Source organism: Muricoccus vinaceus, from assembly GCF_042433125.1.
GTDB lineage: Bacteria > Pseudomonadota > Alphaproteobacteria > Acetobacterales > Acetobacteraceae > Roseomonas > Roseomonas vinacea.
The window spans coordinates 38,100-51,649 of sequence record NZ_JBHLVZ010000001.1; the positions used below are offsets into that span (position 1 = coordinate 38,100).

Annotated in this window: 14 protein-coding genes; 8 read left to right on the plus strand and 6 right to left on the minus strand. The window is 71.4% G+C overall.

Features of this window, described 5'->3' with window-relative positions; translation table 11 throughout:
• Nucleotides 1-4 precede the first annotated feature (4 nt).
• The 3 genes from ACFFIC_RS00195 to ACFFIC_RS00205 all read left to right on the plus strand — a co-directional run bounded on the left by ACFFIC_RS00195 (nucleotide 5) and on the right by ACFFIC_RS00205 (nucleotide 2,940).
• Nucleotides 5-991 (plus strand): Bug family tripartite tricarboxylate transporter substrate binding protein, encoded by a 987-nt coding sequence (locus ACFFIC_RS00195; protein WP_377047977.1) that lies wholly within the window; start codon nucleotides 5-7, stop codon nucleotides 989-991.
• Nucleotides 992-1,341: 350 nt separating this feature from the next.
• Entirely contained in the window at nucleotides 1,342-1,950 is a 609-nt protein-coding gene (locus tag ACFFIC_RS00200) for a hypothetical protein (RefSeq protein ID WP_377047978.1), read from the plus strand.
• A gap of 51 nt (nucleotides 1,951-2,001) precedes the next feature.
• Complete coding sequence (locus tag ACFFIC_RS00205; RefSeq protein WP_377047979.1) at nucleotides 2,002-2,940, plus strand: protein-methionine-sulfoxide reductase heme-binding subunit MsrQ; 939 nt, start codon at nucleotides 2,002-2,004, stop codon at nucleotides 2,938-2,940.
• Between the two features lie 63 nt (nucleotides 2,941-3,003).
• On the opposite strand, the gene ACFFIC_RS00210 is transcribed toward ACFFIC_RS00205, so the two are convergent.
• The gene (locus ACFFIC_RS00210; RefSeq protein ID WP_377047980.1) at nucleotides 3,004-3,405 is read right to left on the minus strand and encodes a hypothetical protein; all 402 of its coding nucleotides are present in this window, start codon (nucleotides 3,403-3,405) and stop codon (nucleotides 3,004-3,006) included.
• Between the two features lie 144 nt (nucleotides 3,406-3,549).
• Here ACFFIC_RS00210 and ACFFIC_RS00215 point away from each other — a divergent pair, with 144 nt between their 5' ends.
• Both ACFFIC_RS00215 and ACFFIC_RS00220 read left to right on the plus strand, forming a co-directional pair.
• The gene (locus ACFFIC_RS00215; RefSeq protein WP_377047981.1) at nucleotides 3,550-4,254 is read left to right on the plus strand and encodes a ribonuclease activity regulator RraA; all 705 of its coding nucleotides are present in this window, start codon (nucleotides 3,550-3,552) and stop codon (nucleotides 4,252-4,254) included.
• Nucleotides 4,255-4,259: 5 nt separating this feature from the next.
• The gene (locus tag ACFFIC_RS00220) at nucleotides 4,260-5,204 is read left to right on the plus strand and encodes a dihydrodipicolinate synthase family protein (RefSeq protein ID WP_377047982.1); all 945 of its coding nucleotides are present in this window, start codon (nucleotides 4,260-4,262) and stop codon (nucleotides 5,202-5,204) included.
• A gap of 14 nt (nucleotides 5,205-5,218) precedes the next feature.
• Here ACFFIC_RS00220 and ACFFIC_RS00225 read toward each other — a convergent pair whose 3' ends face one another.
• The 3 genes from ACFFIC_RS00225 to ACFFIC_RS00235 form a co-directional block, all read right to left on the minus strand.
• Complete coding sequence (locus tag ACFFIC_RS00225) at nucleotides 5,219-6,568, minus strand: GDSL-type esterase/lipase family protein (protein ID WP_377047983.1); 1,350 nt, start codon at nucleotides 6,566-6,568, stop codon at nucleotides 5,219-5,221.
• Nucleotides 6,569-6,642: 74 nt separating this feature from the next.
• The gene (locus ACFFIC_RS00230; RefSeq protein ID WP_377047984.1) at nucleotides 6,643-6,984 is read right to left on the minus strand and encodes a hypothetical protein; all 342 of its coding nucleotides are present in this window, start codon (nucleotides 6,982-6,984) and stop codon (nucleotides 6,643-6,645) included.
• Between the two features lie 13 nt (nucleotides 6,985-6,997).
• Nucleotides 6,998-7,303 carry a hypothetical protein gene (locus ACFFIC_RS00235; protein WP_377047985.1) on the minus strand — a complete coding sequence of 102 codons (306 nt, stop codon included), beginning with the start codon at nucleotides 7,301-7,303 and terminating at the stop codon, nucleotides 6,998-7,000.
• 64 nt (nucleotides 7,304-7,367) lie between these two features.
• On the opposite strand from ACFFIC_RS00235, the gene ACFFIC_RS00240 reads away from it, so the two are divergent.
• A complete protein-coding gene (locus ACFFIC_RS00240) occupies nucleotides 7,368-7,817 on the plus strand; it encodes a MaoC/PaaZ C-terminal domain-containing protein (protein ID WP_377047986.1) in 450 nt (149 codons plus the stop codon).
• Nucleotides 7,818-7,928: 111 nt separating this feature from the next.
• On the opposite strand, the gene fusA is transcribed toward ACFFIC_RS00240, so the two are convergent.
• Nucleotides 7,929-10,016, minus strand: a complete 2,088-nt coding sequence (gene fusA / locus ACFFIC_RS00245) for an elongation factor G (protein ID WP_377047987.1) — start codon at nucleotides 10,014-10,016, stop codon at nucleotides 7,929-7,931.
• A gap of 512 nt (nucleotides 10,017-10,528) precedes the next feature.
• Here fusA and ACFFIC_RS00250 point away from each other — a divergent pair.
• Nucleotides 10,529-11,839 carry a DUF1800 domain-containing protein gene (locus ACFFIC_RS00250; RefSeq protein WP_377047988.1) on the plus strand — a complete coding sequence of 437 codons (1,311 nt, stop codon included), beginning with the start codon at nucleotides 10,529-10,531 and terminating at the stop codon, nucleotides 11,837-11,839.
• Complete coding sequence (locus ACFFIC_RS00255) at nucleotides 11,836-13,026, plus strand: DUF1501 domain-containing protein (RefSeq protein WP_377047989.1); 1,191 nt, start codon at nucleotides 11,836-11,838, stop codon at nucleotides 13,024-13,026. The genes ACFFIC_RS00250 and ACFFIC_RS00255 overlap by 4 nt, the downstream gene beginning before the upstream one ends.
• Nucleotides 13,027-13,055: 29 nt before the next feature.
• Here ACFFIC_RS00255 and dksA read toward each other — a convergent pair whose 3' ends face one another.
• A complete protein-coding gene (gene dksA / locus ACFFIC_RS00260) occupies nucleotides 13,056-13,472 on the minus strand; it encodes an RNA polymerase-binding protein DksA (RefSeq protein ID WP_377047990.1) in 417 nt (138 codons plus the stop codon).
• Nucleotides 13,473-13,550: the final 78 nt, after the last annotated feature.

Sequence of the window (13,550 nt, forward strand, 5' to 3'; positions counted from 1 at the left end):
GAGCATGCTGTCCATGCGGATCACCCGCCGTGCCCTCGTGGTCTCGGCCCTCGCGGCCCCGGCGATCGCGCGGGCGCAAACCCCGCCACAGGCCGCCTGGCCATCCAGGCCCGTGCGCATCGTCGTGCCGTTTCCGCCCGGAGGCAGCAACGACGCCGTGGCCCGCCCGCTGGCCGAGCACCTCCAGTCCCGCTTCGGCCAGCCTTTCGTGGTGGAGAACCGCCCGGGCGCCGGCAGCACCATCGGTTCCGCCGAGGTGGCCCGCGCGCCCGCGGACGGGCTGACGCTGATGGTCACCTCATCCACCTTCTCGACGAGCGCCGCCGTGCAGCGCACCCCCTATGACGCGGCGGCCGATTTCGAGGCTGTGGCCATGCTGGCCGTCGCGCCGCTGGTGGTGCTGGCCGCGCCTTCCTTTCCCCCGAACAACCTGACGGAGCTTCTGGCGCATCTGCGCGCCAATCCGGGCAAGGTCGATTACGGCTCGGCCGGGCCCGGCAGCATCAACCAGCTTTCGGCGGAACTGTTCGCGCAGAAGGGCGGCGGGCTTTCGCTGCAGCACGTGCCCTATCGCGGCATGGGCCCGGCCACCACGGATCTCGCGGCCGGGACCATCCAGCTGCTGTTCACCACCTTGCCTTCCGCGCGCGGCATCATCGACGGCGGGCGCGTGAAGGTGCTGGGCTGGACCTCGGAGAACCGCCCCGCCACCGGCCCGCGCGCGCCCACCCCGCGTGAGAGCGGCCTCCCCGACTTCGAGGCGGGGATCTGGTGGGGCCTGCTGGCCCGCCGCGGCACGCCGTCCGCCATCCGGGACCGCCTGAACGCCGCCGCCAACGAGGCCCTCTCGGGCGGCCGCCTCGCGGCCTACCTGGAAAGCGAGGGCGCCACCCCGACGCCTCGTCCGGCCGCTGAGGGCGACGCCTTCCTTCGCGCCGACCTCGCCCGCTGGCGCGGCGTGGCGGAGGCCGCGGGTATCCGCGTCGACTGAACGCCGGACCGGTGGCCTGCCCCGTTCGCCCCTGTCCGCCCCGGGGATGGCGGAAGCTGGACGATCCGCCATTCCACCCGATCTCCGCAGCGGTGGAAACTCCGGCGGCCCAGCGGCACCTCCGATCCGCACGATCGCCGCAGCCGGCTCGCGGGCGGCGCGGTTCCGGAACGGCTCGGCGCGCCGCGGCCGCCTGTCCGTTCGCACGGCACGCGGACACAACCGCGTGAGCGCTGGGGCGGTGCCCGGAACACCCGCACTCCTCCGGGCGAAGCCGGCGAGCATTATGCGAGCGTAACGCGTTCATGCATCGGACGGCGCCGCGTCGCGGGCCGGATAGGAGTGTACCCATGACCCGCCGACACCTGCTTCTTGCCGCGAGCGCCCTCGCCTTCGCGGGGTCGCTGCCCACCTATGCCCAGGGTGCCCAGCGGCGCATCCGCGGTACCATCGATGGCGTGTCCGGCCGTGACATGGTCGTGACCACGCGGGAAGGGCAGAAGGTCACGGTGCGGCTGGCCGAGAACGTGGGCGTGTCCGGCATGCGCAAGCTTGCCCTGGCCGACATCGCGCCGGGCTCCTTCATCGGCACCGCCGCGGAGCCCGGCCCGGACGGCGTCTGGCGCGCGCTCGAGGTGCTGGTCTTCCCGGAGGCGATGCGCGGCACGGGCGAGGGCCATTTCGCCTGGGACCTCACCCCCACCTCCTCCATGACCAATGCCACCGTCGACTCCGCCGTGCAGGCCAATGACGGGCGCAGCCTCACCCTGACGGCCCGTGGCCAGCAGGTGCGGGTCATGGTGCCGCCCGACGTGCCGGTGGTGACGCTGATCCCCGGAACGATGGATGATCTGAAACCGGGCGCCCAGGTCTTCCTTTCCGCCACCCCGGCCACCGACGGCACCTTCACCGCCGCGCGCGTGACCGTGGCGAAGGATGGCGTGGTTCCCCCGATGTGACGGGGCCCGCATGAGGCCATCATCCTTCAGGGATTACGCAGGAGCACCGACGTGAGCGACGCGGCCCTTCCCTCCGCCACCCGCCCCCGCCGCCCGCGGGGCGAGGGGCCGCCCGCGCCGGCACCGGGGCCCTGGCCCTGGCTCGACCGCGGCGGACGCTTCTCGTGGTTCAAGGCGGCGGTGCTGCTGGGCTGCTTCGTCCCGCTGGCGCTGCTCGGCTGGGACTGGGCCACGCGGAACCTTGGCCCGGAGCCGCTGACACGGGCGACGCACGACACGGGCGACTGGTGCGTGCGCTTCCTTCTGATCAGCCTCGCGGCCACCCCGGCGCGCTGGGTCTTCGACCAGCCCAAGGTCCTGCAGGTCCGGCGCATGCTGGGGCTCGCGGCGCTGGGCTATGGCTTGGTCCACCTCGCCCTGTACGTGGGCAACGAGCACCTCCGCCTCTGGCATGTGCTACTAGAGATCGTGAAGCGGCCCTATCTCTCGACCGGGTTCACCGCCCTGATCGGACTCGCGATTCTCGGCTGGACCTCGACCGACGGGTCGCTGCGGCGCCTCGGGCGCGAGTGGAAGCCGCTGCACAAGCTGGCCTATCCGCTCACCGCGCTCGGCATCCTGCACTTCTTCATGCAGTCCAAGATCAACGTGTCGGAGCCGGTGCTGATGACCGGTCTCTTCCTGTGGCTGATGCTGTGGCGCTTTGTGCCCGCACGCTGGCGGGCCAATCCGCTGCCGCTCGCGCCCATCTCGGTGCTCGCGGCTGCCGGGGCCGCCGGCCTGGAATACGCCTGGTACGCCCTGGCGACCAAGCTGCCGGCCGACATGATCTTCGCGGCGAACTTCGACCTGGAGTTCGAGATCCGCCCGGCGGTCTGGGTTCTCGTCGGCGGGCTAGCCCTGTTCGCCTTGGCCGGGGTCTGGTGGGCGGCGCGGCAGGTCTTCCGCCGCCAGACGCAACTGCCCCGGCCGCGCGGAGTCAGGGAGTAGTCGCGCCGAGCACGGGAGGGAACGCGCGCGCCGGTGGCGTCGCGCCCGGCGCGGCGGCCTCCTTCAGCCCGGGCCCGGCAGGCAGCGGACGGTGCCGGGATTGGCCCGCGCCTCGGTGGGCACCGTGCCGGCGGGGCAGGCCACCTGACGGCGGGAAGCGGGTGGCAGGTCGGCATACCAGCCCGCGACCTCCGGATCGCCGCGGCCCGCGCCGCCTCCGCGGGCGATGCCCCGTCCATCGCACCGGCCGGGACGGCCGCGCATCGGCGTGCCGCCGTTGGGGCAGAGCCAGCGCCGGATCGCGGCCGAATCATTCAGCGCCGGCAGTTCCTGCGTGACGATCCGGGGCCCGGGCGCGACGGAAAAGAAACGCCGCCCCCCGGCATCCGCCTGGACGGGCTGCACCGCCAAGCCGGCGAGCAATGCCGCGACCTGGAGGCCGCCGATGCAGAATGAACGGATCATGCCGCCGCTACATAGGACGACCGGCGCTGTCGGCAAATGAATTTGACGCGGTGCAACGTTCCGGCGCCGTCCTGGCCTGCGCGCTTGACGCGCCCCGCCGGGCGCGCGAAGCCCGCCGGCGGCCCTTGCCGGAGGAATGACACCTTGGACCTCGACCCGAAGATCAGGACGGCGCTCGAAGGCGTCTCCACCGCCACGCTGACGACCGTGCTGCTCAAGAAGGGCCTGCGCAACGTGTGGATGCGCGGCACAAAGCCGATCCGCGAGGGCCAGCCCCGCCTGGTCGGCCGCGCCTTCACCCTGCGCTTCGTTCCGGCGCGGGAGGATCTGGCGACGCCGGAAAGCTGGTCTTCCCCCATCTCCACCCGCGCCGCCATCGAGGCGATGCCGGAGGGCTGCATCGCCGTCGTCGATTCCATGGGCGTGCAGGATGCCGGGATCTTCGGCGACATCCTTTGCGCCCGCATGGGAAAGAGGGGCGTGGCCGCGCTGATCACCGACGGCGTGGTGCGCGATATCCAGGGGGTGCTGGGCACCGGCCTGCCGGTCTGGTGCAACGGTGCGGCGGCGCCCCCATCCGTCGCCGGGCTGACCTTTGTCGCCTGGCAGCAGCCCATTGGCTGCGGCGGGGTCGCCGTTTTCCCCGATGATGTGGTGGTGGTGGACCAGGACGGCGCCGTGCTGATCCCGCAGGCCATTCTGGAGGCCGTGGTGGAGGCCGCGGTCGAGCAGGAGCGCCAGGAGACCTGGATCATGGGCGAGGTGGAGAAGGGCGCGTCCCTGCCGGGCCTTTACCCGCCCAATGCCGAGAACAAGGCCCGCTACGAGGCCTGGAAGAAGGAGGGCTGACTTCCATGAGCGACCTGAGCACCGCGCGCGGCGTCTATGTCATCGCGCCCACCGCCTTTCACGACGACGGCCGCGTGGACGAGGCCTCAAACGACGGGCTGACCGACTTCTTCGTCGAAAGCGGCGCGACCGGCATCACCGTTCTAGGCCAGATGGGCGAGGCCCCGAAGCTCGACATGGCGGAGAGCGTCTCCATCGCATCCCGCATGATCAAGCGGGCCGGCATCCCCATCATCGTCGGGGTTTCGGCGCCCGGCTTCGCGGCGATGAAGTCCCTGACGGCGGCCGTGATGGACGCGGGCGCGGCGGGCGTGATGATCGCGCCCCCCAACACCCTGCGGACCGACGACCAGATCGTCACCTATTACGCGCAGGCCGCCGAGGCGATCGGCACGGACGTGCCTTTCGTGATCCAGGACTACCCGCTCTCCTTCAGCGTGCTCATGACGCCCGGGGTGATCCGGCGGATCGTGCAGGGCAACCCGTCCTGCGTGATGCTCAAGCATGAGGACTGGCCAGGGCTGGAGAAGATCAGCGCGCTGCGCGGCTTCCAGAAGGACGGCTCGATGAAGCCGATCTCCATCCTCTGCGGCAATGGCGGCCTGTTCCTCGACTTCGAGTGCGAGCGCGGGGCGGATGGCGCCATGACCGGCTACGCCTTCCCGGACATGCTGGTGGACGTGGTGCGGATGCAGCAGGCCGGCGAGCGCGACGCCGCCCATGACCTGTTCGACGCCCACCTGCCGCTGATCCGCTACGAGCAGCAGCAGGGAGTGGGCTTGGCCGTGCGCAAGTATGTGCTCAAGCGTCGCGGCATCCTGGCCAGCGAGGCGCAGCGCCGCCCGGGCGCCGGGCTGACCGCGACGGCGCGGGCGGAGGTGGACTACCTCCTTTCCCGCGTCGCGCGCTTCGACCGCCGGGCCGGGCTGGGCGGCGCCAGGGCGGCCTGACGCGCCGCCTTCGCTCAGCGCCGGACGGGCAGCACGGCGGCGGGGTCGATCGACGATCCCATCGCCAGGTAACCGGCGCGGTTCGGGTGCAGCTTGTCGCCCGGGCCGCCGGTGGTGGATTCCGGGATCATCTCCGGCCGCAACCCGCCGCTTCCCGGATCCAGCGTGGCCCGGTCGAAGTCCACCACGGCATCGAACAGCCCGCCATCCCGGATAAAGGTGTTCAGCGCCTTGCGGTTCTCGTCCTGGCCCTGGTGACCATGGGCGGCGCTGCTGCTGCCCAGCGCGGAGGTCACGGTGGCGCCCACCACCCGCACGCCCGGGACGCCCGCGCGGATGCGCTTCACGCCTTCCACCATGCCGTCGCGCACGGCCTCCAGGCTCGCATTGCCGTTCCGGCTGAAGTCGTTGGTGCCCTCCAGCCAGACCACGGTGGTGACGCCGGACAGGGAGATCACGTCCCGCTCCAGCCGGGCCAGGGCCGAGGGGCCGCCGGGGAAGGGCTTCCCGGGGCCGTACTCGGCAGGGCCGACGACCTGGTTTCCCCCGATGCCCGCGTTCACCACCGCCACGCGGTTCGGGACCGCCGCGTTCAGCCGCCGCGCCAGAACATCGGGCCAGCGGTCGTCGCCGTTCATGGTGGAGGCGGTGCCGTCCGTGATGGAGTCGCCGAGGCACAGGACCACCGGCGTCCCCGCCGGCGCCTCCATGTCCAGCGCGTCCAGGAAGAACCAGGACGCCGTGGAGAAGGGAAAGGCGTCCTCACCCTCCTCGGCGCCCCTGGCGCCCGCGCCGGGGGCGGTGCCGTAGGAGGTCTGGAGCGCCTTCGCGTGCCAGGTCATGGGTCCGCTCGTCCCGGCGACGTGGAAGGAGACGGCGAGCTTGCGCCCCGCGAGCAGAGGGGAGGCGGGCTCGGCGGCGAAAGGCAGTTCCACCGGATCGGACCAGGCCTGGCCGCCGGGAGGGATGGTGACCGAGCCCGTGCCGGCGAAGGAGACGGGGCGGTTGGTGCCGGCAACCAGCGTGGCACTGCCGAGCTGGAGCCCGGCATGGACGCCGTCCAGCACCAGTGGCGCGGTTCCGAAAGCATTGGAGAAGCGGAGCCGCGCACGCCTGCCCCAGACCGAGGGACGCAGCACCAGGCGCAGGGTCTGGTCGCGCGCGCCATCGGGCGGGCTCGGAAAGAGGAAGCGCTGCTCGGGCTGGGCGGACGGGTTGCCGACGGGATAGGGACCGTGCACCGAGGCGGCCCAACTCGTGACCCATCCCGCCCCACCCGGGCGGGTTTGTGCGTGTGCAGGGACTGCGACGGCCTGGGCCAGGGCGGCGACGACCGCTCCCTCCGCGAAATGGCGGCGCTTCATGGCGGCTTCCTCCTGTAAGGGCCATTCGGCCTCCGGCGGGAGGCTTCCATGGCGTGCCAGCCAGCGCAACCGGTTCAGATCTGAGGCGGCGGGAAGTCGCGCGGGCGGCTGCGGTGAACGCGGCGGAGCCTTCGCGATCCCCGGCGCCGCAGGGCAGGCGCGACCAGCAGAAGCGGCGCCGTCAGGATGGGGAGGATGCCGAACCAAGCCGCGATCACCCGCGTGCCGAGGAGCGCCGCCCCGGCCGCCAGGCCCATCGTGGCCGCGTTCATCAGGATGGCGCCCACCCACCAGCGCCGCGCATGCTGCTCCAACGCCTCCGTGGCGCCGGCCGGCTCGGGGTCCAGCGTATAGGGAAGGCCGTCGCGCCCTACCTCGTAGAGACGCTCCGGATCCGGGTTGAAGGCCCCGGACAAGGAGGCGGAAGGGTCAGCGGCGGGACACGACGAAGATCGCGGCGCCGGTCCGCCGGGCTCGCCGCATCCGCCACCACAGCGAGCCGAAGCCCACCGCGGCCATGACAAGCACCACGGGGATCAGCAGGCCCAGGATCAGCGCGGCGGAGGCCGCGAGCACTAGGCCGCCCGCGATCACCGTCGCGAGGACGGCCACCCCGCCCAGCCGCAGCAAGGCGCGATCGAGCCAGGATGCCCGCGCAGCCTCGCGCGGCGCATCCCGGAAGGCGCCTTCGGGCGTCATGTCGAGAACCGGCGGGCGGCGATCTTCCTGGAGCATGGCCGTGATGTCGCCCCTCCCCCACCCGGCTTCAAGAGGCGACCCACCAAGGGTAGGAGGGAGCATGACGCTGCCCCGCCTCCGCTCCCTGGACGACCTGCACCCGGGCGACCGCTACGAGTTGGGGCGGCTTTCCCTCTCCCTGGAGGAGATCCGGGATTTCGCCGGCCGCTTCGATCCCCAGCCCTTCCACCTCGACGAGGAGGCGGCCCGGTCTTCCATTTTCGGAACCGTGGTGGCGGCCGGGCTGCACACGCTTTCGGCCTGTTTCGGCCTGCTGATGGCCAGCCCCCTGCTGCGGGACATCAGCCTGGCGGGCTCGGCCATGGACGTGCGCTGGCCCGCCGCGCTGCACCCCGGGGAGGAGGTCATGGTGACGATGGAGGTGGTGGAGGTGAAGCCCTCCCGCGCCCGGCGGGATCGCGGTTCCGCACGGCTGCGCTACGTCGCGACGCGGGTGGCGGACGGGGTGGTGGTGCTGGATGCGACGGGGCTGCACCACCTCCGGCGGTAAGGGCTGCCCACCCGGACAGCCCGGCCCCGCAAGCGAAAAGGGGCGGCACCATGCCGGTGCCGCCCCCTTCCCCGCTGGATCGGCCGCGCGCGGGGCGCGGCCGGTTTCCGGTCAGGCCGAAGCCTTCATGATCTCCTCCGCCACGTTCCGGGGGACCGGATCGTAGTGGTGGAACTGCATGGAGAAGGAGGCACGCCCCTTCGTCATGCCGCGAAGGTTGGAGATGTAGCCGAACATCTCCTTCAGCGGCACATGCGCCCGGATGATCACCGAGGTGGACGCCATGTCCTGCGACTGGATGACGCCGCGACGGCGGTTCAGGTCGCCGACGACGTCGCCGACATGGTCGGAGGGGGTGGTGACCTCCACGTCCATGATCGGCTCCAGGATCACCGGGCTGGCCTTCTTCATGCCCTCACGGAAGCAGGCCTTGGCGGCGATCTCGAAGGCGAGCGCCGAGGAGTCGACGTCGTGGTACTTGCCGTCCACCAGGGAGAACTTGAAGTCCACGGTCGGGAAGCCGGCGAGCACGCCCGTGTCGGCCTGGACCTTGATGCCCTTCTCGACCGCCGGGATGTATTCCTTCGGCACCGAGCCGCCCGTGGTGGCGTTGACGAACTCGATGCCCGTCGTGCGCTCCTTCGGCTCGAAGGCGATCTTCACCTCGGCGTACTGGCCCGAGCCGCCCGACTGCTTCTTGTGGGTGTAGGTCTCAATGTGCGGCTTGGTGATCGTCTCGCGATAGGCGACCTGCGGGGCACCGATGTTGGCGTCCACGCCATATTCGCGCCGCAGGCGATCGATGATGATCTCGAGGTGCAGCTCGCCCATGCCGGACAGGATGGTCTGGCCGGTCTCCTGGTCGGTGCGGAGGCGCAGCGAGGGGTCCTCCCCGGCCAGCTTCTGCAGGCCGAGCGTCATCTTCTCGACGCCCTCCTTGGTCTTCGGCTCGACGGAGATGTCGATCACGGGGACAGGGAAGGCCATGCGCTCGAGCACGACGGGGTCGGAGGAGTCCGCCAGGGTGTCGCCCGTGCCGGTGTCCTTCAGGCCCACGAAAGCGGCGATGTCGCCGGCCGTGACCTCCTTGATCTCCTCGCGCTTGTCGGCGTGCATCTGGAACATGCGGCCGATGCGCTCCTTGTTCCCCTTCGTCGTGTTCATCACGGTGTCGCCGGACTTCAGCACGCCCGAGTAGACGCGCACGAAGGTCAGGTTGCCGTACTTGTCGTTGACGATCTTGAAGGCGAGCCCGGAGAAGGGCGCTTCCACGTTGGCCGGGATGATGCGGCGGTCGGGCTGCGTGACCTCGTCCATGCCCTCGTCATAGGCGACCTTGATGCCCGCGATGTCCGTCGGCGCCGGCAGGTAGTCGATCACCGCGTCAAGAAGAGGCTGCACACCCTTGTTCTTGAAGGCGGAACCGCAGAAGACCGGGCGGAAGGTGCCGTCGATCGTGCCACGCTTGATGGCGCGCTTCAGCGTCTCCACGGAAACGTCGCCCTTCTCGAAGTATTCTTCCATGCCAGCGTCGTCGACGCTCAGCGCGGTGTCGAGCAGGATCTGGCGGTACTCGGCCGCCTTCTCCTTCAGGTCGTCGGGGATCGGGGCGTCGTGGTACTTGGCGCCCAGCTCGTCGCCTTCCCAGATCAGCGCCTTCATCTCGACCAGGTCCACCACGCCCTTCAGCGTGTCCTCGATGCCGATCGGCAGCTGGAGGGTGACCCAGTTGATGCCCAGCTTCTCGGTCAGCGTGGCGGCCGCGCGGTAGAAGTCGGCGCCGGTGCGGTCGAGCTTGTTGATGAAGATGATGCGCGGAACGTTGTAGCGGTCGGCCAGGCGCCAGTTGGTCTCGGACTGGGGCTGAACGCCGGCCACGCCCTCGATGATGAAGACGGCGCCGTCGAGCACGCGAAGACTGCGGTTCACCTCGATGTTGAAGTCGATGTGGCCGGGGGTGTCGATGACGTTGATCCGGTGGTCCTTCCACTCGGCGGTCACGGCGGCGGAGGTGATCGTGATGCCACGCTCACGCTCCTGCTCCATGTAGTCCGTCGTGGTGTTGCCCTCGTGGACCTCGCCGATGCGGTGGTTCTTGCCGGTGTAGTAGAGGATCCGCTCGGTGGTCGTCGTCTTGCCGGCGTCGATATGCGCGGTGATGCCGATGTTGCGGATACGGTCTAGGGGGGTGCGCGCCACTGGGGCCTCCGTCAGTCGCGGCCAGGCCGCGCAGTGATGTCGCGGCCGGGGCCGCGCCTTGGTTGTGCGGCCGGAGCCGCGCCGTGGTTGCGCGGCAATGCCGCGCGAAGCGTGCACGGCCAGGCCGCGCGATCGTGCGGCGCGCTGCGGGTCCTCCGCGCGCGCCTGGGTGCTGCAGCTGCGTCGCCCCGTGCGACCGGTCGGGATGAACCGCCCTTTCCGCCGGGTTGGCCCAGCTTCCCGGATGCGGCTGCGCGGGCCTTCGCGACCAAGTCGCTCCGCCCGTGTCCCATCCGGTCTGCCTGATGCCGCAGGGCGCCGCTGCCGCGACCTTGCTGCGGGCGGACACATGCTCTCCCAGGAGGCATTTTGCAAGCATTCCCGCCCGCCATGCGCGGAATCAGCCGGCCTGACGCCGTGGGTCCGGTGCGCGGGTGGCCGCTCCCGGCGCCACCTTTCGCCTCGTATCCTCACTTGAACGAGAGGCATTCGGCGGTGCTAGCTGTTTCGCGATGGATCCTTCCGCCGCTGTGGCCGCCCTGCGCTTCGGCCTGGGCCCACGCCCCGATTCGCCTCCGCCCGGGGATCCCGGGGGTTGGCTGCTGGCCCAGCTGGTCGCGCCACCCGACCCGGCGACGCCGCCGCAGGGCTGGGAACAGGAACCAACCCTGGCCGATGCCATGGCCCTGCGGCAGCTGGACCAGCGCTCACCCTTGCCGGGTGGGCAGGGCAACCGCGGCAGGACGCTCTTCGCGCTGGAGCAGCGCGCCTATGTCGGGCGGCTGGTGGAAACGCCGACGCCCTTCCGCGAGCGGCTGGTCGCCTTCTGGGCGAACCATTTCGCCGTCAGCGGGCGCGACGGCAACACCGCGCCCTTTTTGGGCGACTACATCCGCCACGCCATTCGCCCGCATGTCACCGGCCCCTTCGCCGCGCTGCTGAAGGCCGCGATCCATCATCCGGCCATGCTGGCCTATCTGAACCAGGGCTCCTCCGTTGGGCCGGACAGCCCCGCCGGACGCCGCAGCGGGCGCGGGCTGAACGAGAACCTGGCGCGGGAGGTGCTGGAACTGCACACCCTCTCCCCGGCCGCGGGATACACCCAGGCCGACGTGACCGAGTTCGCCAGGCTGCTCACCGGCCTGCAGGTGGACCGCGACCCAAGGAATCCCGGCGGCGTCTTTCGGCTCAGCGCCCACCAGCCCGGGGACAAGACCGTGATGGGCCAGGTCTTTCCGCCCGGCGAGGCCTCGGTGGAGGCGGCGCTGGACTGGCTGGCCGTTCATCCCGCCACCCACCGGCACCTGGCGTTCAAGCTTGCCCGGCACTTCGTGGCCGACGAGCCGCCCCCGGCCGTGGTAAACCGGCTGGCCGGCGTGCTGCGCGACACGCGCGGCGACCTTGGCGCGGTCTCCCGCGAGCTGGTGGCCCTGCCGGAGGCCTGGTCCCCGCCCCTGTCGAAGCTGCGGAATCCCACGGAACTGTTTGTCGCGGCCCTTCGCGCCATGGGCGCGGGGGCGGACCGTGCGGAGTTGGCCGTGAACGGCGGCGCGGCGCTGGGGCACCCCATCTGGTCCCCCGGCGCGCCGAATGGCTGGCCCGACGTCGGCGCCGCCTGGATCCACCCGGAGGGCATGCTCCTCCGCTTGGACCGGCTTCACGCCTTCACCGGCCGTTTCTCCCGCAACCCGGCGCGCGAGGCGCTGGAGGTCGCCCTCGGACCCCTGGCCTCCGACCAAACGCGCGAGGCCGTGCTGCGGGCCGGCTCGAACCGCGATGCCCTCACCCTCCTGCTCGGAAGCCCGGAGTTCCAGCGTCGATGACGCGCCATCTTCCTTTCCTCGGCCGCCGCGGCCTGCTGCTCGGCCTGGCCGCCGGCGCCGTGCTGGGCCGTTCGCGCCTGGCGCTCGGGGCCGGTCCGTCCGGCGATTCGCGGCTTGTGGTGGTTCTGCTGCGCGGAGCGCTGGACGGGCTTTCGGCGGTGCAGCCCTATGGCGACCCGGCCCTGTCCGGGCTGCGGGGCCCGCTCGCCCTGCCCGATCCCGGGCAGGATGGGGGATTGCTGGACCTCGGGGGCTTCTTCGGGCTGCATCCCAGCCTCACCCGGCTCCACACGATGTTCCGCGCGGGTGAGGCGATGCCGCTGCAGGCGGTCTGCGGCCCGACACGCTCGCGCAGCCATTTCGTGGCCCAGGACATGATGGAGACCGGCGCGGAGGAGCGGCTGGCCTCGGGCTGGCTGAACCGCGCCCTGGCGGGGCTGCCGGGCCATGGGAGCGGCACCACCCGCCCTGCCTTCGCGATCGGCACGGATCTGCCGCTGATCATGCGCGGGGCCGAACCGGTGGGGATGTACGCCCCTTCCCGCCCGGAGCGCCCCTCGGACGAGCTTTACGCGCGGCTGCTGGACATCAACCACGCGGACCCGATGACAGGCCCGGCCATCGCGGAGGGACTGCGCGCGCGCGGCTTCACCGCCGGGATCCTTCCCCCGCCCGAGCAGCGGAGCGGCTTCGTGGAACTGGCGGCCGCCGCCGGCCGGTTCCTGGCCGCGCCAGGCGGGCCGCGGGTGGCAGCGCTCGAGATCGGGGGATGGGACACGCATGCCGGGCAGGCCAACCGGCTGCGCGGCATGCTCGGCCAGCTCGACGAAGGACTGGACGCACTGCGCGAACGGTTGGGGCCGGCCTGGAGCCGGACGGCGGTGCTGGTCATGACGGAGTTCGGCCGGACCGCCGGGATCAACGGGAACCTGGGGACAGACCACGGCACGGGCAGTGCCGCCTTCCTGCTGGGCGGTGCGGTGGCCGGCGGAATGGTGCTGGCGGACTGGCCCGGGCTCGGCGAAGGGCGCCTCTACGAGAACCGGGACCTCGCGCCCACGCTGGACCTGCGTGCCGTCGCGAAGGGGCTGTTGCGGGACCATCTCGGCCTGTCCCCGGCGGCGGTCGCCGCGGCCTTTCCCGGCAGCGAGGGGATCGAGGCCAAAGGGGGGTTACTCCGGACCTGAGCCAGCCTGGGCGGCGGCGGGCCCGCGGCTCAGTCGTCGCGGTGCACGCGCTCCATGCGCTCGTGGCGCTCCTGCGCCTCGATCGAAAGCGTGGCGATCGGGCGGGCCTCCAGGCGGCGCAGGCCGATCGGCTCGCCCGTTTCCTCGCAGTAGCCGTAAGTGCCGTTGTCCACGCGCTCCAGCGCCTGGTCGATCTTGCTGACCAGCTTGCGGGCGCGGTCGCGGGTGCGAAGCTCCAGCGCGCGGTCGGTCTCGACGCTGGCTCGGTCGGTCAGGTCGGCCTCCACGATGCCCCCCTGGCCCATGGAGGACAGGGTCTCACCGGCCTCGCGCAGAAGATCCTGCCGCCAGCGGAGCAGCTTCTGGCGGAAATAGGCCAGCTGCCGGGGGTTCATGAAGGCCTCGTCGTCCGAGGGCTTATAATCCGGCGGCAGGGTGATGAGCATGGCTGGCATCCTGATGGCCTGGGTCTGAGGCGTCCGGTCGACCGGTCGGTCAGGTAGCCGCGTATAGCGACCGCGCGC

Bases quoted from the DNA above. Each gene is read 5' to 3' on its own strand.
- dksA (WP_377047990.1), bottom strand. From the start codon at position 13,472: ATGCTCATCACCCTGCCGCCGGATTATAAGCCCTCGGACGACGAGGCC.
- ACFFIC_RS00225 (WP_377047983.1), bottom strand. From the start codon at position 6,568: ATGAAGCGCCGCCATTTCGCGGAGGGAGCGGTCGTCGCCGCCCTGGCC.
- ACFFIC_RS00240 (WP_377047986.1), top strand. From the start codon at position 7,368: ATGACGCTGCCCCGCCTCCGCTCCCTGGACGACCTGCACCCGGGCGAC.
- ACFFIC_RS00210 (WP_377047980.1), bottom strand. From the start codon at position 3,405: ATGATCCGTTCATTCTGCATCGGCGGCCTCCAGGTCGCGGCATTGCTC.
- ACFFIC_RS00195 (WP_377047977.1), top strand. From the start codon at position 5: ATGCTGTCCATGCGGATCACCCGCCGTGCCCTCGTGGTCTCGGCCCTC.
- ACFFIC_RS00250 (WP_377047988.1), top strand. From the start codon at position 10,529: ATGGATCCTTCCGCCGCTGTGGCCGCCCTGCGCTTCGGCCTGGGCCCA.
- ACFFIC_RS00220 (WP_377047982.1), top strand. From the start codon at position 4,260: ATGAGCGACCTGAGCACCGCGCGCGGCGTCTATGTCATCGCGCCCACC.
- ACFFIC_RS00255 (WP_377047989.1), top strand. From the start codon at position 11,836: ATGACGCGCCATCTTCCTTTCCTCGGCCGCCGCGGCCTGCTGCTCGGC.
- ACFFIC_RS00235 (WP_377047985.1), bottom strand. From the start codon at position 7,303: ATGCTCCAGGAAGATCGCCGCCCGCCGGTTCTCGACATGACGCCCGAA.
- ACFFIC_RS00200 (WP_377047978.1), top strand. From the start codon at position 1,342: ATGACCCGCCGACACCTGCTTCTTGCCGCGAGCGCCCTCGCCTTCGCG.